This is a genomic window from Pseudomonas sp. NPDC099000 (genome assembly GCF_044759925.1).
In the GTDB taxonomy this organism is placed as follows: Bacteria; Pseudomonadota; Gammaproteobacteria; order Pseudomonadales; family Pseudomonadaceae; genus Aquipseudomonas.
Genome location: NZ_JBIWAF010000013.1, coordinates 127,222 through 147,995, shown reverse-complemented (window position 1 = coordinate 147,995; position 20,774 = coordinate 127,222). Strand labels below are relative to the sequence as shown.

The 20,774-nt window shown below is 61.0% G+C and carries 18 protein-coding genes and 1 pseudogene; 7 read left to right on the top strand and 12 right to left on the bottom strand.

What is annotated here, in order from left to right; all coding sequences use genetic code 11:
• Positions 1–200: 200 nt before the first annotated feature.
• The 4 genes from efeO (ACIQV9_RS17175) to efeU are packed head-to-tail and all read right to left on the bottom strand — an operon-like array spanning position 201 to position 4,419.
• Complete coding sequence (gene efeO, locus ACIQV9_RS17175) at positions 201–1,025, bottom strand: iron uptake system protein EfeO (protein ID WP_403103680.1); 825 nt, start codon at positions 1,023–1,025, stop codon at positions 201–203.
• 24 nt (positions 1,026–1,049) lie between these two features.
• Positions 1,050–2,348: an iron uptake transporter deferrochelatase/peroxidase subunit gene (gene efeB, locus ACIQV9_RS17170; RefSeq protein ID WP_403103677.1), complete on the bottom strand. Its 1,299-nt coding sequence runs from the start codon at positions 2,346–2,348 to the stop codon at positions 1,050–1,052.
• A complete protein-coding gene (gene efeO / locus ACIQV9_RS17165) occupies positions 2,345–3,565 on the bottom strand; it encodes an iron uptake system protein EfeO (protein WP_403103675.1) in 1,221 nt (406 codons plus the stop codon). The genes efeB and efeO (ACIQV9_RS17165) overlap by 4 nt, the downstream gene beginning before the upstream one ends.
• A gap of 8 nt (positions 3,566–3,573) precedes the next feature.
• Positions 3,574–4,419 (bottom strand): iron uptake transporter permease EfeU, encoded by an 846-nt coding sequence (gene efeU, locus ACIQV9_RS17160; protein ID WP_403103672.1) that lies wholly within the window; start codon positions 4,417–4,419, stop codon positions 3,574–3,576.
• Between the two features lie 290 nt (positions 4,420–4,709).
• On the opposite strand from efeU, the gene ACIQV9_RS17155 reads away from it, so the two are divergent.
• From ACIQV9_RS17155 to ACIQV9_RS17130, 6 genes are all read left to right on the top strand, one after another.
• On the top strand, positions 4,710–5,726 hold the full coding sequence (locus tag ACIQV9_RS17155) for an AraC family transcriptional regulator (protein WP_403103669.1): 1,017 nt from the start codon (positions 4,710–4,712) through the stop codon (positions 5,724–5,726).
• A 247-nt stretch (positions 5,727–5,973) separates the two neighbouring features.
• A complete protein-coding gene (locus ACIQV9_RS17150) occupies positions 5,974–7,638 on the top strand; it encodes an AMP-binding protein (protein WP_403103666.1) in 1,665 nt (554 codons plus the stop codon).
• A 16-nt stretch (positions 7,639–7,654) separates the two neighbouring features.
• Positions 7,655–8,416: an SDR family NAD(P)-dependent oxidoreductase gene (locus ACIQV9_RS17145; protein WP_403103663.1), complete on the top strand. Its 762-nt coding sequence runs from the start codon at positions 7,655–7,657 to the stop codon at positions 8,414–8,416.
• An 11-nt stretch (positions 8,417–8,427) separates the two neighbouring features.
• Complete coding sequence (locus ACIQV9_RS17140) at positions 8,428–9,621, top strand: acetyl-CoA C-acyltransferase (protein ID WP_403103661.1); 1,194 nt, start codon at positions 8,428–8,430, stop codon at positions 9,619–9,621.
• 139 nt (positions 9,622–9,760) lie between these two features.
• On the top strand, positions 9,761–10,888 hold the full coding sequence (locus tag ACIQV9_RS17135) for an acyl-CoA dehydrogenase (RefSeq protein ID WP_403103659.1): 1,128 nt from the start codon (positions 9,761–9,763) through the stop codon (positions 10,886–10,888).
• A gap of 13 nt (positions 10,889–10,901) precedes the next feature.
• On the top strand, positions 10,902–11,675 hold the full coding sequence (locus tag ACIQV9_RS17130) for an enoyl-CoA hydratase (RefSeq protein ID WP_403103656.1): 774 nt from the start codon (positions 10,902–10,904) through the stop codon (positions 11,673–11,675).
• Positions 11,676–11,733: 58 nt separating this feature from the next.
• Here ACIQV9_RS17130 and ACIQV9_RS17125 read toward each other — a convergent pair whose 3' ends face one another.
• From ACIQV9_RS17125 to ACIQV9_RS17115, 3 genes and pseudogenes are all read right to left on the bottom strand, one after another.
• Positions 11,734–12,885, bottom strand: a complete 1,152-nt coding sequence (locus ACIQV9_RS17125) for an acyl-CoA dehydrogenase family protein (protein ID WP_010460035.1) — start codon at positions 12,883–12,885, stop codon at positions 11,734–11,736.
• A gap of 3 nt (positions 12,886–12,888) precedes the next feature.
• Entirely contained in the window at positions 12,889–13,995 is a 1,107-nt protein-coding gene (locus tag ACIQV9_RS17120; RefSeq protein ID WP_403103652.1) for an enoyl-CoA hydratase/isomerase family protein, read from the bottom strand.
• 286 nt (positions 13,996–14,281) lie between these two features.
• Positions 14,282–14,389: pseudogene (locus tag ACIQV9_RS17115) on the bottom strand (HPP family protein); the annotation flags it as partial.
• A gap of 376 nt (positions 14,390–14,765) precedes the next feature.
• On the opposite strand from ACIQV9_RS17115, the gene ACIQV9_RS17110 reads away from it, so the two are divergent.
• Positions 14,766–15,128 (top strand): DUF6124 family protein, encoded by a 363-nt coding sequence (locus ACIQV9_RS17110; protein ID WP_403103650.1) that lies wholly within the window; start codon positions 14,766–14,768, stop codon positions 15,126–15,128.
• A gap of 372 nt (positions 15,129–15,500) precedes the next feature.
• On the opposite strand, the gene ACIQV9_RS17105 is transcribed toward ACIQV9_RS17110, so the two are convergent.
• The 5 genes from ACIQV9_RS17105 to ACIQV9_RS17085 form a co-directional block, all read right to left on the bottom strand.
• The gene (locus ACIQV9_RS17105; RefSeq protein ID WP_403103646.1) at positions 15,501–16,208 is read right to left on the bottom strand and encodes an HPP family protein; all 708 of its coding nucleotides are present in this window, start codon (positions 16,206–16,208) and stop codon (positions 15,501–15,503) included.
• A gap of 160 nt (positions 16,209–16,368) precedes the next feature.
• Entirely contained in the window at positions 16,369–17,547 is a 1,179-nt protein-coding gene (locus ACIQV9_RS17100; RefSeq protein ID WP_403103643.1) for an MFS transporter, read from the bottom strand.
• Positions 17,548–17,653: 106 nt separating this feature from the next.
• Entirely contained in the window at positions 17,654–19,033 is a 1,380-nt protein-coding gene (locus ACIQV9_RS17095; protein ID WP_403103640.1) for an MmgE/PrpD family protein, read from the bottom strand.
• Complete coding sequence (locus ACIQV9_RS17090) at positions 19,030–19,917, bottom strand: polysaccharide deacetylase (protein WP_403103637.1); 888 nt, start codon at positions 19,915–19,917, stop codon at positions 19,030–19,032. Before ACIQV9_RS17090 ends, ACIQV9_RS17095 begins: the two co-directional genes overlap by 4 nt.
• The gene (locus tag ACIQV9_RS17085; protein WP_403103634.1) at positions 19,910–20,758 is read right to left on the bottom strand and encodes a polysaccharide deacetylase; all 849 of its coding nucleotides are present in this window, start codon (positions 20,756–20,758) and stop codon (positions 19,910–19,912) included. The genes ACIQV9_RS17090 and ACIQV9_RS17085 overlap by 8 nt, the downstream gene beginning before the upstream one ends.
• Positions 20,759–20,774: the final 16 nt, after the last annotated feature.

The window sequence follows — 20,774 nt, the reverse complement described above, 5'->3', positions numbered from 1 at the left end:
CACTGGAATAGGATTTTCGCATCATCATGCACACCTCAGATTTGGGCGCCATCATAGCGCCCTATTGATGTGTCCAAATTCATTAGGCCAGATCAAGCCCGCTCCCACAGGGATTTGTGTTGATCACAAAATCCTTGTGGGAGCGGCGGTGCGACGATTCGGCTTGCCCGCGATGGGGACCGCCTAGACGCTAGAAAAAATCAGTTCAAACCCAATTTCCCACGCAACGTCGACAAATCCTCTGCCAACGTATTCACCGGCCCAACCAGCGCCTTGCGGTCGTTCTCTTTCACCTTGTCATACGTCTCAAACCCGCCATCCCTTGTTTTGTACTTGGCCAGAATCTTGTTCACGCTGGCGAAGTTTTTGTCGACCTTGGCGATAAACGCCGCGTCCTGCTTTTCAATTTGCGGACGGAACAGGTCGACGATTTTCTTCGCGCCGTCGATGTTGCCCTGGAAGTCATACAGGTCGGTGTGGCTGTAGCGGTCTTCTTCACCGGAGATCTTGGTGGCCGCCACTTCTTCAAGCAGTGCAGCGGCGCCGCCCACCACTTTCTCCGGCGGGAAGGTCAGGCCGGCCACGCGGGCTTGCAGGTCTATGACGTCTTTGTCCAAGCCGTCGGCCAGTTCATCGAGACCCTGGGTGCTGTTTTCCGAGAACAACGAATACTCGATGCGGTGGAAACCGGTGAAATCTTCGGCTTTCACGCCTTTTTCGTGGTCATCGACGCGTGAGTCGATGGAGGCGTCCAGATCACTGAAAAGCTCGGCAATCGGCTCGATCGACTCGTAGTAAACCCGGGTCGGCGCATAGAGTTTCTTGGCGGTGGCCAGGTCACCTTTTTTGACCGCATCGGTGAACTGTTGAGTGTGGCTGGCCAGCTCATCCAGTTGCTCGGTGACGTAGATTTTGTAGTCCGAAATCGGCTGCACCAGCTCCAGCGGCGCCGTCGCTGCGAAAGCCGAAAGCGGGGTAGTGAGCAAGCCCAAGGTCAGCAATAACACGAGTGGCGACTTTTTCATGGGACGGTTCCGTGTGGAGGTTGATCAGGTGTTTGTTTTTGGTGAGGTAGCGTCAAGCAGTGAGCGACCGATGAAGTCCTTGTCGCCCGTAACACCCGGCAGAGTGAAGAAGTAACCACCGCCGACCGGCTTGAGGTATTCCTCCAACGGCTCGCCGTTGAGTCGGGTCTGCACGGTGATAAAACCTTTGTCCAGATCGGCCTGGTAACAGATGAACAACAACCCCATGTCCAACTGACCGTTCTTGTTCACACCGTTGGAGTAGTTGAACGGCCGGCGCAGGATCAGGTTGGCCTGGGTCGCGGCGGTGCGCGGGTTGGCCAGGCGGATATGCGCGTCGAGTTTGGTCACCTTGCCTTCCGGGTCTTTGGCGTAGTCCGGAACCTGGGTTTCATGGGCACCGCCCATGGGCGCGCCGGTGGCTTTGATGCGGCCGAGAATGCTTTCCTGTTCCTGCAAGGGCGTGCGGTCCCAGCGCTCGACGAAGTTGCGGATGATCCGCACCGCCTGGTAGCTGCCATTGGCCGCCCACGCCGGTTCGTCGCTGCCCGGTTGCACCCAGACGATGCTGTCCATGGCCTTGGCGTCGTTGGAGTCCGGGTTCGCCGAGCCGTCGCGAAAACCGAGGAAATTGCGTGCGCTCTGCGCCGGCACACCGGGTTTCACCGGGGCCTGGGGCGGCACGCTGCCTTCCTGTTTCCAGCGCACCAGCAGCAGGTCCGGCAGGTTTTTCACGATGTCGCGCAGGGCGTGGATGTTGGTGTCGGTGGTGTTGGCGCAAAACTGCAGACTCAGGTCGCCGTGGCAGCAATCGGCGTCCAGGGCGTCGTTGGGGAAACCGACCATGCGCATCAGCCGTTTCGGTTTGGCAGCGGCCAGGCCGAAGCGCTCATCGAACAGCGATTCGCCGACCGAGACGGTGATGGTCAGGTTGTCCGGCGTGACCACCGGGCCGAGGATGCCCGAGTCAACCGGCGGCAGTTTCGGATCGACTTGAGCCACCGGGCCGCCCTGCATCAGGAACGCGATGCGCTCGTTGAGGGTGCGGAACAGGCGCTCCAGGTCTTCGCGATCACTGGCCAGCACATCAAACGACACCAGCATGCCGGACGCCGGGCGCGGGGTGACGATACCGGTCTGGTGCTTGCCGTGGAACGCGTGGCGGTCTTCGGTCTTGTCGCTGCTCGGCGCTTCGGTGACTTGCGCGGGGCTTGAGGCCATCGCCGGACAGCTCAGTGCGGAGCCTGCCAGTGCGACACCGGCGGCGCCCATGCCCATCAATACGCGGCGACGCTGGAGGTTGAAGTGTTCTGAATCGTTCATCGGTTTGAGTCTTCTGCTGAAAGGCCGGAAAGGCCAAGGGCGGGATCGATGGCATCGAGTGCGTCGGCCAGTGCCTTGGCCTTGTCGGCGATCTGTTTACGCTGCTCGGCATTCACCGTGTCGTAACTCGCGTAGCCGTCCTGGACCTTCAAACCATTGAGTTCGGCGTCGAGGGCGGTGATCGCGCTGTCGATCTTCGGCAGCAACTCGGCGGCGGACTTGGTCAGCAACGGGCGCAACAGGTCGACGACTTTGCGCGCAGCAAAGAGGTTGGCGGCAAAACCGTTCAGGTCGGTGTGGCTGTAGCGTTCTTCTTCACCGCTGCTGGCACGCACATCGGCGAGGCTGTGCAGATTGCGCACGACAATGCTCACCAGTTGCTCCGGAGGCAGCGATTGCGCGAGCAGTTGCTGCTTGAGCGTGGCGACGTCGCTGCTCAGGCGCTGGGCAACTGGCGCCAGACCGTCGAGGTTGCGTTGCTGGAACAGCGCGTATTCGATGCGGTGGAAACCACTGAAGGCTGGATCCTGCTCGCGTTTCTCGAAGTAATCGGCGCGGGCATTGATGGCGTTGTCCAGTTCAGCCAGACGCTGGGCGGCCGGGGCGATCCGTTGATAGGCGGCGCGGGCGGGCACATACAGCGCTTGTGCCTGGCTCAGGTCGCCGGCCGCGATGGCTTGCTCAAGCGCGGCGACCGCTTTGATCAGCGCGCTGCCCTGGCTGCTCAGGTAGACGCGAAACTCGGACAACGGCCCCACGAACGCGACCATCGACGGTTTGGCCTTGGCGGCCGCGTCGGAAGCAGCGGTCGGGGTCACGTGCAAGGTGCCGCGCGGATTGCTCAGCAGTCCGCAGGTGATCGCGTAGTCGCCGGGCAGCAGGTTGGCATTGATGACCTGGCTCAGGCCCGGCGCGATGTTTTCCCGTTCTTCGACCACCAGCACGCCGTCGAGGATTTCCCATTCCACAGCGCGGTCCGAGCGATTGACGATGCGGAAACTGGCGCGGCCCGCCGGCACGGTCAGCGCATTCGGCTCGCAGCTGTGCGGGTGAATGGTCACCAGCACTTCATCATGGTTGGTCTGGCGCTTGGCTGCGGCCATTTTCGAGGCGTAGTAGAACAGGCCACCGGCGGCGATCATCACGATCACCGAACCGGCCACCGCCCAGCGCAAGGCGCGGGGAGGCGAGGCCTGGGGAGGGGCTTGATTTGGCATGGGTGCCCTTACTGGCTGGAAACGGAAGAGGGTTGTTCAGCGGGTGCCGGGGGCGGAGCCGGGAGAAAAAACATCACCAACGCCACCACCAGGTAAATCAGATAGGCCCCAAGCGTGCTGACCGTCGGCGCATCCTGGTAACCGAACATGCCGGCCAGCACCGAACCCACCGGGCCATCCATCGGCAGCGTCGCACTAAGGTCGAAGAGCACGGTTTGCAGGTGATTCCACACCCCGGCTTCATGCAGCGCCTGCACCGAGTTGGCGAGAATGCCGGCCGCCACCACCAGGATGAACAAACCGGTCCAACGGAAGAACGCGCCGAGGTTCAGGCGCATGCTGCCGCTGTAGATAAGGAAGCCGACGATGATTGCCAGGATCAGACCGAGGAGGGCGCCAATCGGTGCTGCCGGGCCTTCGCTCTGCTGGAATACCGCGAGCAGGAAGAACACCGTTTCCAGACCTTCCCGGGCCACGGCGAAAAACACCATGGCGATCAGCGCGGTCACCTGATGTTTGGAGCCGGTCAGTGCGTGGTCGAGGGAGACGTGCAGTGAGTGCTTGATCGAACGCGCCACTTTGCGCATCCAGAACACCATGGAGCTGAGTATGCCGACGGCCACCAGGCCGACCACGCCTTCAAACAGTTCCTGTTGCTTCTGCGGGAACTCGGCGCTGACCAGCTCCAGGCCACCGCCCACCAGCAGGGCCAGCGCAACGGCGAGGAACACGCCGATCCACACCGCAGGCATCCACTGGCCACGGCCGGTCTGCTTGAGGTAACTGGCGATGATGCCAACGATCAACGCCGCTTCAATGCCTTCGCGCAGCATGATCAGAAAAGGAACAAGCATTCAGCACCGACTCAGGATTAGATAGGGTGCTAACTTGTAACATAATGACACTCATTCCCAAATGGCATTCATTGACATTTACCTGAACCTAACCTGAACAAATCAAAGATCACCCCGTACCTTTGTAGGAGCGAGGCTTGCCCGCGAAGAACGATTACGCGGTGTCAGGGCAAGACCGAGTCGCCTGCTTCGCGGGCAAGTCGGATCGCCGCACCGCTCGCTCCTACAGGATTGGGTCGCTGTGCGCTAATATGCCGGCACTCAAACAAGAACAAGGCCCACCTCGCTCAATGTCGGAAAAAGACACCATCTCCATTCAACTGGTGCGCGAAGCCCTGTTGCAAAGCTGCGCCCCCGGATTCGCCACCGACGAGGTGTTGAACAAGGTCGGCATCGATCCGGCGCTGCTGCAAACCAGCGATGCCCGGGTCCCAGCGACCGCGTATGCACGGCTTTGGCGCTTGCTGGCCCGGCGTGGGGACGATGAATTTTTTGGCATGGACCCGCGCAAGCTCAAATCCGGCAGCCTTGAGTTTCTCTGTCGCAGCTCGATGATCCAGCCGAGCCTGGCGGCCGGCCTGACTTCAGGCCTGAGTTTTCTGTCGTTGATGCTCGAACGCATGCCCGCGCAGCTGGTTCGTCAGCAAAGCCTGGCGGAGATCGTGTTGCTGGAAGACGACCAGGACCCGCGTCGCGCCTTCACCTATTTCACCTACTGGATGATCGTGCACGGCGTTGCCTGTTGGCTGGCCGGGCGGCGTATACCGATACTGGCCATCGAATTGCGATGTCCGGCGCCGGATTTCTGCGACGACTACCAGGTGATGTTCTCCGAGAACCTGCGATTCGACCGGCCACGCACGCGGATGATTTTCTCGGCGGATTGCCTGGACCTGCCGATCAAGCGCAGCCCGGAAGAACTCAAGCGTTTCCTGGCCCATGCGCCGGCCAATATTCTGGTCAAGTACCGCGACCCGGAAAGCCTGGCGAGCCGGATCAAGCATGATTTACGACAGTTGCCCGCTGAGCAGTGGCCGGAGACAGAACCTCTGGCGCAACAACTGTGCATGTCGGCCTCGACCTTGCGCCGGCGCCTGGCGGAAGAAGGGCAGACCTACCAAGGGCTCAAGGACAGCGTGCGCAAGGAATTGGCCATTGTCTGGCTGGCCGAGCCGCACATCAGCTTCGCCGAAATCGCTACGCGGTTGGGGTTTGCCGATGCGAGTTCGTTCTACAAGGCGTTTCGCAAGTGGTCGGGGTCGAATCCTGGGCATTATCGGAGTTTGATCTTGAACGAAGCGAGCTAGACACCGATCGTTCCCACGCTCTGCGTGGGAATGCCTCAACGGACGCTCCGCGTTCGGCTTTTTTGGGACGCAGAGCGTCCCTGGCTGCATTCCCACGCAGAGCGTGGGAACGATCATGGGCTACCTTGGCCAAACCAGTCAGACAACTTGATAGCTTTGACCATTGCCCCGATCCCCGCGCGGGGCGAGTATTTCTGTGATTTTTACGGTTCCCCCAACCTAATAAAAATACAGAGGGATTCTGGCAATGCGCGATTACTTGTCTGCCACGTCACAGTTCAATTATCAGCACACCGTCGACGCCGCCCTGGCCGGTGATTTGACTGCCCTCAACGCCTGCGTCGAGTGTTGCGACCGGCATGCCTTGCCGGGGCGCATTGCGCTGTTCTGGGAAGGCCGCGACGGCGCCAGCGCGACGTACACCTTCAGCGACCTGCAGGACAAGGCCTCGCGGTTTGCCAACTTCCTCCTGGCCCAAGGCGTGAAAAAAGGCGACAAGGTCGCAGGCCTCTTGCCACGCAACATCGAATTGCTGATCACCGTTTTCGCCACCTGGCGCATTGGCGCGGTCTATCAGCCGCTGTTCACCGCCTTCGGCCCGAAAGCCATCGAGCACCGCCTCAGTTGCTCGGGTGCGAAAGTGGTGGTCACCGACGCGGTCAATCGCCCAAAACTCGTTGAAGTCGCCGACTGCCCGACCATCGTCACCGTCGCCGGTGCGAAAGGCCAAGGCATCGTCCGTGGCGATTACAGTTTCTGGGCCGAACTGGCCAATTATTCCCCCGAGTGCGAACCGGTGTTGCTGACCGGCGAAGACCCGTTCCTGCTGATGTTCACCTCGGGCACCACCGGCCCGTCGAAAGCCCTGTCGGTGCCGCTCAAGGCCATCGTTGCCTTCCAGAGCTACACCCGTGACGCCGTGGACCTGCGCCCCGAAGACGCGTTCTGGAACGTGGCTGATCCGGGTTGGGCCTACGGCATCTATTTCGGCGTCACCGGGCCCATGGCGATGGGACATCCGATCACCTTTTACGATGGCCCGTTCACCCTCGAAAGCACCTGCCGGGTCATCAATAAATACGGGATCACCAACCTCACCGGATCACCAACGGCCTACCGCTTGCTGATTGCCGGTGGAGATGAGTTCGCCAAGTCGATCAAGGGCAAATTGCGCATCGTCAGCAGCGCCGGTGAGCCACTGAACCCGGAAGTGATCCGCTGGTTCGCCGACAACCTCGGCGTGGTTATTCATGACCATTACGGCCAGACCGAACTGGGCATGGTCTTGTGCAATCACCATGGCCTGGAGCATCCGATCCATATGGGCGCTGCCGGTTTTGCCTCGCCGGGCCATCGCATCGTGGTGCTCGACGACGAATACAAGGAACTCGGCGTCGGCCAGCCCGGCATCCTCGCTATCGACCGCACCCAGTCGCCGATGTGCTGGTTCGCCGGTTATGAAGGCGCGCCAACCAAAGCTTTCGTCGGCAATTATTACTTGAGCGGCGACACCGTCGAGTGGAACCCGGACGGCAGCATCAGCTTCGTCGGTCGTAGCGACGATGTGATCACCACCTCCGGCTACCGCGTCGGCCCGTTCGATGTGGAAAGTGCGTTGATCGAACACCCGTCAGTGATCGAAGCCGCCGTCGTCGGCAAGCCTGACCCGGAACGCACCGAACTGGTCAAAGCCTTCGTCGTGATCTGTTCGCAATATCGCGCCACGCCGGAACTGGCCGAAGAACTGCGTCAACACGTGCGCAAGCGTCTGGCGGCGCATTCTTACCCGCGTGAAATCGAATTTGTCAGCGAATTGCCGAAAACCCCTAGCGGCAAATTGCAGCGCTTTATCTTGCGCAACCAGGAAATCGCCAAGGCTCAAGAGGCCGCCGCGAAGAACGTTTCAGCTTGAATCCAAGGAAACAATGATGCAGATCGAAAACAAGGTTTTTCTCGTCACCGGCGGTGCGTCGGGCCTCGGTGCGGCCACCGCTGAAATGCTGGTCGCGGCCGGCGCCAAAGTGATGCTGGTGGACATGAACGCCGAAGCCGTGGCGACCCAGGCTCAACGTCTTGGCGCGCAAAGCGTGGTCGCCGACATCAGCGACGAAGCTGCCGCCGAAGCCGCCGTGCAAGCGACGGTGAAAGCCTTCGGTGGCCTCAACGGTCTGGTCAATTGTGCCGGCATCGTGCGTGGCGAGAAGATCCTCGGCAAGACCGGCCCCCACGCGCTGGCCAGTTTCAGCCAGGTGATCAACGTCAACCTGATCGGCAGCTTCAACATGCTGCGCCTGGCTTCGGCGGCCATCGCCGAAACCGAAGCGGATGCTGACGGTGAGCGCGGCGTGATCATCAACACCGCCTCGGCTGCGGCCTATGACGGCCAGATCGGCCAGGCCGCGTATGCCGCGTCCAAAGGCGCAATCGTCAGCCTGACCTTGCCCGCCGCCCGCGAACTGGCGCGTTTCGGCATCCGTGTAATGACCATCGCCCCCGGCATTTTCGAAACCCCGATGATGGCCGGCATGACCCCGGAAGTCCGCGCCTCGCTGGCGGCCGGCGTGCCATTTCCGCCGCGCCTGGGCAAACCGGACGAGTATGCCGCGCTGGTCAGGCATATCATTGAAAACAGCATGCTCAATGGCGAGGTGATCCGTCTCGACGGTGCCTTGCGCATGGCCGCCAAGTAAGGAGATTTGTCATGACTATTGCCAACGATCCCATCGTTATTGTCAGCGCCGTCCGCACACCGATGGGCGGTTTCCAGGGCGAATTGAAAAGCCTGACCGCACCGCAACTGGGTGCTGCGGCGATCCGCGCGGCGGTCGAACGCGCCGGTATCGCCCCTGAATCGGTCGAAGAAGTGCTGTTTGGCTGCGTATTGCCCGCAGGGCTCGGTCAGGCACCGGCGCGCCAGGCCGCATTGGGCGCAGGGTTGGATAAATCGACCCGCTGCACCACCCTGAACAAGATGTGCGGCTCGGGCATGGAAGCGGCGATTCTGGCCCACGACATGCTCGTCGCCGGCAGCGCCGATGTGGTCGTCGCGGGCGGCATGGAAAGCATGTCCAACGCGCCGTACCTGCTAGACCGCGCCCGCAGCGGTTACCGCATGGGCCATGGCCGCGTGCTCGATTCCATGTTCCTCGACGGCCTGGAAGACGCCTATGACAAAGGCCGCCTGATGGGCACCTTCGCCGAGGATTGCGCCGAAACCAACGGTTTCACCCGAGAAGCTCAGGACGCGTTTGCCATTGCCTCGACCACCCGCGCACAGCAGGCGATCAAGGACGGCAGCTTCAAGGACGAGATCGTGCCGATTACCGTGACCGTCGGCAAAGAGCAGGTTGTAATCAGCAACGACGAACAGCCGCCAAAAGCCAAACTGGACAAGATTACCTCGCTGAAACCGGCGTTCCGCGAAGGCGGCACGGTGACCGCGGCCAACTCCAGTTCGATTTCCGACGGTGCGGCGGCACTGGTGCTGATGCGCCGTTCCGAAGCGCAGAAACAAGGTCTGAAACCGCTGGCGGTGATTCACGGCCACGCGGCATTTGCCGATACCCCGGGCCTGTTCCCGGTAGCGCCGGTGGGTGCGATCAAGAAGCTGATGAAGAAAACCGGCTGGTCGGTGGACGACGTCGAGTTGTTCGAAGTCAACGAAGCGTTCGCGGTGGTGAGTCTGGTGACCATGACCAAACTGGAGATCCCCCACGAGAAGATCAACGTGCACGGTGGCGCTTGCGCCTTGGGCCACCCGATTGGTGCGTCTGGTGCGCGGATTCTCGTGACCTTGCTCTCGGCCCTGCGCCAGAAAGGCCTGAAACGCGGCGTTGCAGCGATCTGCATCGGCGGCGGTGAAGCCACGGCCATGGCCGTGGAATGCCTCTATTGACGCTGCCCCTGTAGGAGCGAGGCTTGCCCGCGAAGAGGCCCGATCAATCGACATCTATGTTGAATGACACACCGCCTTCGCGGGCAAGCCTCGCTCCTACAGGGAAAGGTGCACCGAAGTTTATTTTTAAGGATTCACCATGATTCCCAATGACGACCAACAACAGATCCGCGACATGGCCCGGCAATTCGCCGAGGAACGGCTGAAACCGTTCGCCGCCGAGTGGGACCGCGAGCATCGCTTCCCCAAGGAAGCCATCGGCGAGATGGCCGAACTGGGCTTCTTCGGCATGCTGGTGCCGGAAGAGTGGGGCGGTTGCGACACCGGTTACCTGGCCTACGCCATGGCCCTGGAAGAAATCGCCGCCGGTGATGGCGCCTGCTCGACGATCATGAGCGTGCACAACTCAGTGGGTTGCGTGCCGATCCTCAAGTACGGCAACGACGATCAGAAAGAACGCTTCCTCAAGCCACTGGCCAGCGGTGCGATGCTCGGCGCCTTTGCCCTGACCGAACCGCAGGCCGGTTCCGACGCGAGCGGCCTGAAAACCCGCGCACGCCTGGAAGGCGATCACTACGTGCTCAACGGCTGCAAGCAGTTCATCACTTCCGGGCAGAACGCCGGGGTCGTGATTGTGTTTGCCGTGACTGACCCGAGCGCCGGCAAGCGTGGCATCACGGCGCTGATCGTGCCGACCGATTCACCGGGCTACAAAGTCGCACGGGTTGAAGACAAACTCGGTCAGCACGCCTCCGACACTTGTCAGATCCTGTTCGAAGACGTGAAAGTCCCGGTGGCCAATCGACTGGGTGAGGAGGGCGAAGGTTACCGGATCGCCTTGGCCAACCTCGAAGGCGGCCGTGTCGGCATCGCTTCGCAATCGGTGGGCATGGCCCGTGCCGCGTTCGAAGCGGCCCGCGACTACGCCCGTGAGCGTGAGAGCTTCGGCAAGCCGATCATCGAACACCAGGCGGTCGCGTTCCGTCTGGCAGACATGGCCACCCAGATTGCCGTCGCCCGGCAAATGGTGCATTACGCAGCGGCATTAAGGGACAGCGGCAAACCGGCCTTGGTCGAAGCGTCCATGGCCAAACTGTTCGCCTCGGAAATGGCCGAGAAGGTCTGCTCCTCAGCGTTGCAAACCCTCGGCGGTTACGGTTATCTGAACGATTTCCCGCTGGAGCGGATCTACCGCGACGTGCGGGTTTGCCAGATCTACGAAGGCACCAGCGATATTCAGCGCATGGTTATTTCGCGCAATCTTTAAAAGGAGTCCATTTGTGAGCTACGAAACGATTTTGCTGGAAACCCACGGCCGTGTGGGCCTGATTACCCTCAACCGTCCGCAAGCGCTGAACGCCTTGAACGCGCAGATCGTCAGCGAACTGAACCACGCCCTCGATGGCCTGGAAGCCGATTCGAACATCGGCTGCATCGTGCTGACCGGCTCGAAAAAAGCCTTCGCCGCCGGCGCCGACATCAAGGAAATGGCCGAGCTGACCTACCCGCAGATCTACCTCGATGACCTGTTCAGCGACAGCGATCGCGTGGCCAACCGCCGCAAGCCGATCATCGCCGCGGTCAACGGTTTCGCCCTCGGTGGTGGCTGTGAACTGGCGCTGATGTGCGATTTCATCCTGGCCGGCGACAATGCGAAATTCGGCCAGCCGGAAATCAACCTTGGCGTGCTCCCGGGCATGGGCGGCACCCAGCGCCTGACCCGCGCCGTCGGCAAGGCCAAGGCCATGGAAATGTGCCTGAGCGGGCGTTTGATTGATGCGGTAGAAGCGGAACGTTGCGGGATTGTTGCGCGGATCGTGCCGGCGGATGAACTGCTGGAAGAAGCGCTGAAAGTCGCGGCGTTGATCGCCAAGAAGTCGCTGCCGATTGCGATGATGGTCAAGGAAAGCGTCAACCGCGCGTTTGAGGTGAGCCTGTCGGAAGGCGTGCGCTTTGAGCGCCGGGTGTTCCATGCGGCGTTTGCGACGCAGGATCAGAAGGAAGGGATGGCGGCGTTTATTGCCAAGCGTGAAGCCGAGTTCACCGGTAAGTAACCCACACACTGATCGTTCCCACGCAGAGCGTGGGAACGATCAGCTCTGCGGCGATAATTTAGACCAGGTAATTTTTCAGTTCACGGGCAATCACCATCCGCTGAATCTCGCTCGACCCTTCATAAATCTGCGTGATCCGCGCGTCCCGGTAATAGCGCTCCACCGGGTAATCCTCCAGATACCCATACCCGCCATGAATCTGCATCGCCGACGAGCAGACCTTCTCGGCCATCTCCGACGCAAACAGCTTGGCCTGCGAAGCCTCGGACAGGCACGGCTTGCCGGCACTGCGCAGCCTTGCAGCATGCAGGATCAACAAACGCGCGGCATTCAGGCGGGTGTGCATGTCGGCCAGCATATTGGCGATGCTCTGATGCTCAATGATCGGCTTGTCGAACTGCACCCGATCCCGCGAATACGCCAGCGCCGCTTCGAACGCCGCCCGGGCAATGCCCAACGCTTGCGCAGCGATGCCGATGCGGCCGCCTTCGAGGTTGGACAGGGCGATGGCCAGCCCTTTGCCGCGATCACCCAGCAGGTTGGCTTCGGGAATCGTGCAGTTGCTTAACGTCACCGCGCAGGTATCGGAGGCGCGAATGCCCATTTTGTGTTCGGTGCGGTCGACGATAAAACCCGCGGTGTCCGTCGGCACGAGGAACGCCGAGATGCCGCGCTTGCCCAAATCCGGATCGGTCACGGCAAACACAATCGCCAGTTTTGCCCGTTTGCCATTGCTGACGAATTGCTTGGCGCCGTTGATCACCCATTGTCCGTCGCGCAGTTCGGCGCGGGTGCGCAGGTTGTGCGCTTCGGAGCCGGCTTGCGGCTCGGTCAGGCAGAAGCAGCCGATCGCCTGGCCGCTGGCCAGATCTGGCAGCCAAGTCTGTTTCTGTTCTTCGGTGCCGTAGTTGAGCACCGGCCCGCAGCCCACGGAATTGTGGATGCTCATCAGTGCGCCCGTGGCGCCGTCGCCGGCCGAAATTTCTTCCACCGCCAGGGCGTAGGCGACGTAATCGACATAGGTGCCGCCCCATTCTTCCGGCACCACCATGCCCAGCAGACCCAGTTCACCCATCTTCGCCACTAGACCGTCATCGATCCAGCCAGCCTTTTCCCAGGCTTGCGCATGGGGCGCGATTTCGCCGCGGGCAAAGTCCCGGGCCATGTCGCGGATCATGACTTGCTCTTCGCTCAATTCGATATCGTGCATGGCTCAGTTCCCGCTCTGTTTGAAACCGCTGAAGAAACTCGCGATGTGCTCGGCGTCCAGCGCCTGCAAGGTCGGCGGGTTCCAGCGCGGTTGCTTGTCTTTATCGATCAGCAAGGCGCGCACGCCCTCGATCAGGTCGCCGCGCGCGAACCACTGACGGTCCAGGTGCAGCTCAAGGGCGAAACAGTCTTCAAGACTCGAGTGCCGACCACGGCGGAGCATTTCCAGGGTGACGCCCATCGCCAGCGGCGAGCGGCTCTCCAGCAGGTCGGCGGTGGTCTTGGCCCATTCATGGCTGTCGGCGACCGTGACTGCACGCAGTTGCTCAACAATACTCGGCACATCGGGCAGGGCGAAGAAGTGATCGATGGCCGGGCGCAACGCGCTCAGCGGCGCGTCGGGGAGTTGTTGCACCGCGAGTTTCGCCAGCAGGCCTTGAAGGTCCTTCAGCGGCGTTTCGTGCCATTCGAGCTGATCGAGGTGCTCGTCGAGGGTGCTGAGTTTTTCGCTTTCCAGATACCAGTCGGCGAGACCGCAATAAAGCGCATCGGCCGCGCGGATCTGCACGCCGCTGACGCCCAGATAAATCCCCAGTTCACCGGGAACCCGTGGCAGGAAATGACTGCCACCCACGTCCGGGAAATAACCGATGGCCACTTCCGGCATCGCCAGGCGGCTCTTCTCGGTGACCAACCGCAAGTCAGCGCCTTGCACCAGGCCCATGCCGCCGCCCAGGACAAAGCCGTCCATCAGCGCCAGCACCGGTTTGCGGTAGTGATGAATGGCGAGGTCGAGGGCGTATTCCTCGACGAAGAAATCTTCATGCAGCGTGTCGCCGCTTTTGAAACTGTCGTACAGCGAGCGAATATCGCCGCCGGCACAGAATGCTTTCTCGCCTGCACCACGCAAGACCACTGCGTAAACCTGCGGATCCTGCGCCCAAGCGTCGAGCTGGCGCTGCAGGTGGCGGACCATATCCAGGGTAATGGCGTTAAGACCGGCGGGGCGATTGAGGGTCAGGTGACCGATGTGGTTGCGAACCTCGGCCAGCACTTCGTTTTGCGTGGCATCCATGGACGAAGTCCACTTCGATGAAACCTGAGCAGTCATCACTAACTCCCTGCTTTTATTGTTCTTTATAGAGAAGCTCGCGCGCGAGCGATCCCGGATCGTACCAGTGCAAATTTGTGATGTACAACCGGGATATGTGCAGGTTCAACCTGCATATTTGCATGCTTGATGAGGATTTGCAGGGGCGCAGGAACAAGGGAATTGCTGGCACACCACCAATCCCTGTGGGAGCGGGCTTGCCCGTGATGGCGGTCTGGCAGTCACTGCTGCTGCGTCTGTGCTGCCACCATCGCGGGCAAGCCCGCTCCCACAGGGATTTGTGACGTCAGAAACTTTGGCTCATGACTTCACCCATACTGTGACGTTTCGCATGCAAGTCACTGATATTGATCAGTTGTTCAAGGTCTTCCGGGAGGAAATCGAAGAACGCTTCCGTCCAGCCCGGGCGATTATTAAACAGCGGTGTTTAATCGAAATCTCCAGATACTCTCTCAGGCTACACATCCTTGCGTCGTTGCCTACGACTGCGCCAGAATCCGCCGGCTTGTGCGCCTTGGGCCTGGGTTTTATCGTTTCCCCGTCGCTGAAGAACAGCGATGGGGGTTTGGTAGCCCCGGGTTTCATGTGAGGTGCTAAGCATCACCATTTGGGGCGTTTTTCGTCTCGGTTTTATGGTGGTCATGCACAGGGCGTCTTCGGGCGCGCCGGTCTCCTCACATCCCGGTCTACCAACCTGTGCATGGCCGCCACCCATTCGTTTGGTAGCGAAAGGGTGAAGGCTCCTATATACGATGAGAGGAGTTTCACCAATGTTCAAACCAACGCCAAACCCACCCGAAACGGACGACGTTTCCCCCTACGAATCCATCGATTCCAAAAAACTCAACGAAGCCGCCGAGCGCGCCCTCGATTTCCATTTCCCATCAAACGCCGACATCAAAGCCACCCCGCGAACACGCAGCACCCTGTTTTCCGTAGACCCTGAGGCTACGACCGAAACCCTGGCTGTTTATCTGGTCGAGACGCTGGCTTCGGTTGATGTGATGGTCCATCAGTTGGTGGATCATCTGGAGGGGGAGTCGCGTTATGCGCTTCTGGGTATTTCGAACAGCATCATGATGGCGGAGATCACGGCGAATCGGGTGCTGGATAACGTTGGCCCGCAGGGCTAAAGCAGATCCCGTAGAGAGCACATACCTGTGGCGAGGGGGCTTGCCCCCGTTCGGCTGCGCAGCAGTCGTAAATCCTGTGTGCTTGGTTTGTCTGAAAGACCGCGATCACAGGTTTTGGGGTCGCTTCGCAACCCAACGGGGGCAAGCCCCCTCGCCACAGGGTTTTCAGCGTTTGGAAGTACGGTTTCTAGCTTGATTCGGGCCAGGGCATCCACTCTGGCCCTTTCTACGTTGAATGGCGAAGGTGCTTTTGCAGAGCCTGAGCGCAGAGCAGCAGCGCTCGCTTGGCATCATCAGAATCCGCCGGGTAATTTTGTCGCAGATTGCCCTCAGGCAAGGTGCATTACTGACCGTTGGTCGATCCCTGCGGCGCTATGCGCGACGGGACAACACCTCACCAATACTGCGACGTTTGGCGTGCAACTCACTGATATGGATCAGTTGTTCAAGGTCTTCCGGGGTGACATCGAAGAACGCTTCCATTTCCGCCAAGGCGAGTTTCAGGTCCTGGGCCGTGATGGCCTGGCTGCCGATCGGCGGATGATCGGCCGGCACCACGGCCACCGGTTCGCTGGCACGTTTGGGGTAGCGAATGCGCGTCAGGTTGTTATAGGCCAGGGCGCTGAGCAGCAGGGTCGATGCGCCGAGCATCACCGGGCCGAGGGCTTTCCAGTCCAGCGCGATGGTCGCCGGATCTGCCAAAACCAACAACAGCGCCAAGGCTCCGGCCGGTGGGTGCAGGCAACGCAGCCAGCACATCAGAATCAGCGCGATGCCGGCCGCCAGGCATGCGCTGCCGAGGGTTCGTCCGAGTACGTGAGCGACCAGCAGCGAAACGACGCCGGCACTCAAATATCCGCCAAGAATCGACCACGGCTGGGCGAGGGCGCCGGAGGAAACGGCGAACAGCAACACGGCGGATGCGCCCAGCGGCCCGATCAAATGCTGGGCCACTTCCATGCCGAATACCTGAGCACAGAGCCAGACGCTGAACAGTGTGCCCAAGGACATGCCGATGGCGGCGCGGCTCCATTCGGAAGGACGGGTGTTGACGGCGGCAGGTAACCAGCGAACGAGCATGAGACAAACGATCCGTTGGCAAAAATCCAGGAAAAAAAAAGGCTTAACTGGGAAACCCAGAAAGCCCTTGAAGTTGTTCCAACTATTGGGGGAGGAACGGGGCACAGTGTGCCGTTCATTGCCGATGCTGACAAATTCATATTAATGCAGTTTGAGTGCATTATTTTTGCTGTAAGGCGACTCGGCGGCCACTCATGAAACACAGGAAGCCGCCCATGGCCGTCAGTGCGCTTAGCGCGTAAAACATCGTCGGCGCCGGGGTGTGCATCAGCAGGAAACCGCAAATCACCGGGCTGAGCGCACCGCCGAGGGCCGCGAGGTTTTGCGCGCCGTAGTAACTGCCGCGCAGTTCTTCCGGGGCCAGGGTGTCGACGAAGAGGAATTCGGCGGGGTAAATGATCATCTCACCAAGGGTGAAGATGAACATCGCCACGCACCAGCTCACCAGGCTGTCGGCCAGGCTGAAGCCGATCAGCCCGACGATAAACAGGCTGGTGCCGCCCGCGATCCAGTAGCGCAGTTGTTCGCGCTTGAGGAAACGGCCGATCTGGTATTGCAGCAGGATCACGCTGATGGCGTTGCAGGCGAGCAGGGCGGCCATGGTTTCCAGCGCTCGCTTGGCGTCATGGGTCACCAGCAGGTATTGCGACAGGTACAGGGTGAAACGGCCGTGGACCACGGTGCTGAGCAGGCAGCCGCAGGTGAACATGATCAGCGTGCGGTCGTTCTTCAGGGTGATCAGCGTCTTTAGAAAACTCTGGGGCTGGCCGATCGCGGGTGTCCGGGCTGAGTCCTTGGGGATGCCGATCATCAGGAAAATGCTGAAGAACGCGATGCCGCCGGCAATCAGGAACGGCGCAATCGGGTACACGCCGGCAATCACCACGCCGAGCATCGGGCCGGTGGCGTAGCCGATGTTGGTCAGGGTGTAGCGCAGGGAAAACGCCTTGGCGCGTTGGCCAATCGGCAGGTTTTCGCTGAGGATCGCCTTCGAGCCGATCAGGAACAGCGCCGAGGCGGTTTCGGTGATCACCAGGGTGGCGGTGGTCAGGTAGAGGTTTTCGGCGAAGGTCAGCAGCACGAAGCCGATGGCGCTGGAGAGCATCGCGAGGATCAGCAGCCGACGCTTCTCGAGGCGGTCGATGATGTAGCCGCCGTAGAGCGCGAGCAGGGTGGCGATGAACACCGCGATGCCCAGCAGCAAACCGACGTCCTGTTGGTTGAGGCCGAGCTTGTTGCTCAGGAACAGCGTGAGCAGCGGGCTGGTGATGGCGCGGCTGACGACGATGGTCAGCGAGACGATCATCAACCGGCGGATTACGAGCGAGTAAGTGGCCACGGTGGGGCAAATGTCCTTATTTAGGTTTGGTAGTGTTCGAAGGGATACCGAGTCGCCTTCATTCGCGGGCAAGCCTCGCTCCTACAGGGTATTGGTGTCCGCATGATCAACGCATGACCTGTAGGAGCGAGGCTTGCCCGCGAAGAGGCCCGCACAGGCAAGACACCGATTCCAGCTCATCCAGCCGCCACAGCTGCTCAAGCAGTTCTTGCGCTTGCTCCCGCGGCATCACCCGCCCAGCCAGGCTGAAAAACTTCTCCTCCAACGCCGCATCACTCAACGGATTCCCAGGCGCGCCCAAGGGTGGGTCGACACAAAGACTCGCCTGCCGACCGTCCACGGTCCGCACGTGGACGACGGGCTCGCCATCCTCTGACAGTTGCGGATCCACTTCAAGACGAATGCGCGACATCCAGTGAGCAATCCGCGGGTCGCCCCGTTGTGCCTCGTCATAAGCCTCCAGTCGGCAATGACCATGCACCAGCCGGGCGGCGAGGGCATAGGGCAAACTCATCTGAGCCGCCGCGAGCGTGCTGACATCCTGCCCACCACACATGTCCTGAAGAAACCCGCACAACGAGACTTCGATGTCTTCAATGTGATCGGCGCCGACCTGCAGTTGATCCATTAACAACCCCAACGCATCGATTGCCGAATGAGTCCCCCGGCACGCGGCGTATGGCTTGATCGAGCAGCGGGCGAGTTTCCACACGACGCCCAGATCCGCATCGAGCGCGTTCGGGTCTGAGGCCACGCCGGCCAGGGTCCTGAGAAAACCGCCCCAGACATCCTCAAACAACTTCTTCGGCCCGCTGATGCCTTGTTGAGCAAACCGCGCCGCCAGCAATCCACCTTCGGCCGCTCGACCGCTGTGCAGCTTTTTACTTTGCGAGCCGTCGTGGATGAAGGCCCACAAACCACCGCTGAAACTTCCAGCGATGCCCAGCGCCGACACGGTTTGCGCGGCGTCCAGTCCGAGAATCCGCGCACTCGCCGCTGCGGCGCCGAACACCCCGCAGGTCGCGGTCGAATGCCAGCCAGCGCCGTTGTGCGCCGAGTAACCGCCGCAGGCTTCGAGCACGCGACGGCCGACTTCATAGCCAATCACCACGGAGGTAATCAACTCGCGACCGTTGACCGGTTCCGTCTGCATCGACACTGCGGCCATGACCGCCGGCAGCACCACCGCCCCGGAATGATCGCAGCCTCCGGTGTCGTCCAGTTCCAGGGCATGGGCGGCGATGCCGTTGAGGATCGCCGCCTGAGCGGCACCCATTCGCAGGTCAGTGCCCCAGACCAAGGTATCGCCGGCTTCACCTGCGAATACCTGACGCGCCTGTTTCGCCACCTCGCTGTCAGCCCCGGCCAATGTCGCGCCGAAGGTGTCGAGGATGTGCCGTTTGGCTTGCGCCACCAGGGCCGGTGGCAAGTCTTCAAAGCGTGTGTCGACGCAAAATTGCGCCAGTCGCTGCATGCGTTCAGTCATACGAGGTAATCCCGATAATGCCGCTCATACACCGATGCCGGATGATCCTCGGTCACGGGTACTGCCGAATCTGCCCACCATTGCGCGACCTCTCCGGCCGTGGCGATCCACACGTCATCGTGCTGCTGGATGCCCTGAAGCAATTCGCGCAACACGCCAATCCGCCCCGGCGTGGCAATGATTTCCGGGTGCAGGCGAAGCACGTAACACAAGCCAAACCGGTGAAACCCGGCGAAGTCCATTTGCAGGTTGCCCAAGGTGTGGCTGTAAGAGGCGATTCGCGATTGTGCCGGCGGCACCGCCGGGCTGAGGTTGAAGGCGAAGTAGGGCTCGTCTTCCAGTTCGTAGTGCAACGGCAGCTCGATCACTTCGGGGGCCGTGGGATGAGCGAACGGCAAGTCATCGCCGCGCCACGACGACGACCAGCGAATGCCTTGATCCCTCAACGCCTCGATGAAGCCCGGCGCACCGTTACCGGCCGGGATTCGAAATCCGCTCGGCCGCTGACCGGTCAACGCCTTCAGTGCCTCACATCCTTTGGCGATCTCGGCGCTTTGTTCAGCCAGATCGAGCAGGTCGTAGTTCTGATGGCGATAGCCGGCGCAGGCGATCTCATGCCCGCCGGCCTGGATCGCCCGAATGTGTTGCGGGTTTTCCTCGGCGACGATGCCGGGGATGCACCAACTGCTTTTTATGCCGAGTTCGGCGAGCAGATCGAGCAAACGCTCGACGCCGCGTTGGCTGCCATAACGCCAGACCGACAGCGTCTTGTCGCGCCCGGCGACTTCAGGTGCCTGGGTCAGAATGCCGTGGATGTCGTTGTAATCGACGGTCAGGACCACGGCGCAGCGGTGGCCTTTGGGCCAGACGGTGGAATCAGCCATGGTGATGCTCCTTGAGCCACCACTGGGCGACTTCGCGGCAGGTGGCAAACCACACGTCGTCGCGCTGACGCATGTGTTCGAAGAGTTTTTCCAGCAACAGGATGCGCCCGGGTTTGCCGGTGATCTTGGGGTGGAACAAGGTGGTCAGGCACAGGCCTTCGTTCATCGCGCCGTCGTATTCGCGACACCAGTTGTCGAGGGTCAGTTCGTAGCTGGCAGTGCGGTCCAGCCCCGAGGGGAAGTCCGGCGCACGGGTGTAGGCGAGGGAGGCGTAGTCGTCCATTTCCCAGCGGCCGGGGATTTCCACCAACGGGGTTTCATGGCTCGGGACTTTCACCAGGTACGGCCGGTCATCGCCGCGCATGCTGCTGGAATAAGTCACTCCGGCTTCCACCAGCATTGCCGGGGTCTCGGCTCGCCAGTCGCCGGACGGGGTGCGGAACCCTTCGGCGCGGATATTCAGGTGTTTCCAGAACACCTCGCGGGATCTGTTCATTACGTCCTTTTGCTGTTCCAGCGTCAGGGCGTAAAAGGATTCGTGTTTGTAGCCGTGGTACGCCACCTCATGCCCGCGCTCGACAATCGCCTGGCATTGTTTCGGCCAGTTTTCCACGACCCAGGCCGGGACGAAGAAGGTCGTCGGGATCCGGTATTCGTCGAGCAGATCCAGAATCCGCGGCAAGGCCCGGTAAGGACCGTAACCGCCGAAACCGAAGTACTCGGGCTTGCGCCAGATCGAACCGTTGAGCATCGCATCGCCCGTCGGGCCGTCAAGGTCGAAGGCCAGGGCGAGGCAGGCTTTGTGCTGGCCGGGCCAGGTGGGTTGGGGTGAGGAGGACATCAGCAGTGCTCCATTT

Excerpts from the sequence above, each read along its gene's own strand:
- efeU (WP_403103672.1), bottom strand. The coding sequence starts at position 4,419 with ATGCTTGTTCCTTTTCTGATCATGCTGCGCGAAGGCATTGAAGCGGCG.
- ACIQV9_RS17090 (WP_403103637.1), bottom strand. The coding sequence starts at position 19,917 with ATGGCTGATTCCACCGTCTGGCCCAAAGGCCACCGCTGCGCCGTGGTC.
- ACIQV9_RS17105 (WP_403103646.1), bottom strand. The coding sequence starts at position 16,208 with ATGCTCGTTCGCTGGTTACCTGCCGCCGTCAACACCCGTCCTTCCGAA.
- ACIQV9_RS17135 (WP_403103659.1), top strand. The coding sequence starts at position 9,761 with ATGATTCCCAATGACGACCAACAACAGATCCGCGACATGGCCCGGCAA.
- ACIQV9_RS17145 (WP_403103663.1), top strand. The coding sequence starts at position 7,655 with ATGCAGATCGAAAACAAGGTTTTTCTCGTCACCGGCGGTGCGTCGGGC.
- ACIQV9_RS17110 (WP_403103650.1), top strand. The coding sequence starts at position 14,766 with ATGTTCAAACCAACGCCAAACCCACCCGAAACGGACGACGTTTCCCCC.
- efeB (WP_403103677.1), bottom strand. The coding sequence starts at position 2,348 with ATGAACGATTCAGAACACTTCAACCTCCAGCGTCGCCGCGTATTGATG.
- efeO (WP_403103675.1), bottom strand. The coding sequence starts at position 3,565 with ATGCCAAATCAAGCCCCTCCCCAGGCCTCGCCTCCCCGCGCCTTGCGC.
- ACIQV9_RS17155 (WP_403103669.1), top strand. The coding sequence starts at position 4,710 with ATGTCGGAAAAAGACACCATCTCCATTCAACTGGTGCGCGAAGCCCTG.
- ACIQV9_RS17120 (WP_403103652.1), bottom strand. The coding sequence starts at position 13,995 with ATGACTGCTCAGGTTTCATCGAAGTGGACTTCGTCCATGGATGCCACG.
- ACIQV9_RS17085 (WP_403103634.1), bottom strand. The coding sequence starts at position 20,758 with ATGTCCTCCTCACCCCAACCCACCTGGCCCGGCCAGCACAAAGCCTGC.
- efeO (WP_403103680.1), bottom strand. The coding sequence starts at position 1,025 with ATGAAAAAGTCGCCACTCGTGTTATTGCTGACCTTGGGCTTGCTCACT.
- ACIQV9_RS17150 (WP_403103666.1), top strand. The coding sequence starts at position 5,974 with ATGCGCGATTACTTGTCTGCCACGTCACAGTTCAATTATCAGCACACC.
- ACIQV9_RS17095 (WP_403103640.1), bottom strand. The coding sequence starts at position 19,033 with ATGACTGAACGCATGCAGCGACTGGCGCAATTTTGCGTCGACACACGC.
- ACIQV9_RS17125 (WP_010460035.1), bottom strand. The coding sequence starts at position 12,885 with ATGCACGATATCGAATTGAGCGAAGAGCAAGTCATGATCCGCGACATG.
- ACIQV9_RS17140 (WP_403103661.1), top strand. The coding sequence starts at position 8,428 with ATGACTATTGCCAACGATCCCATCGTTATTGTCAGCGCCGTCCGCACA.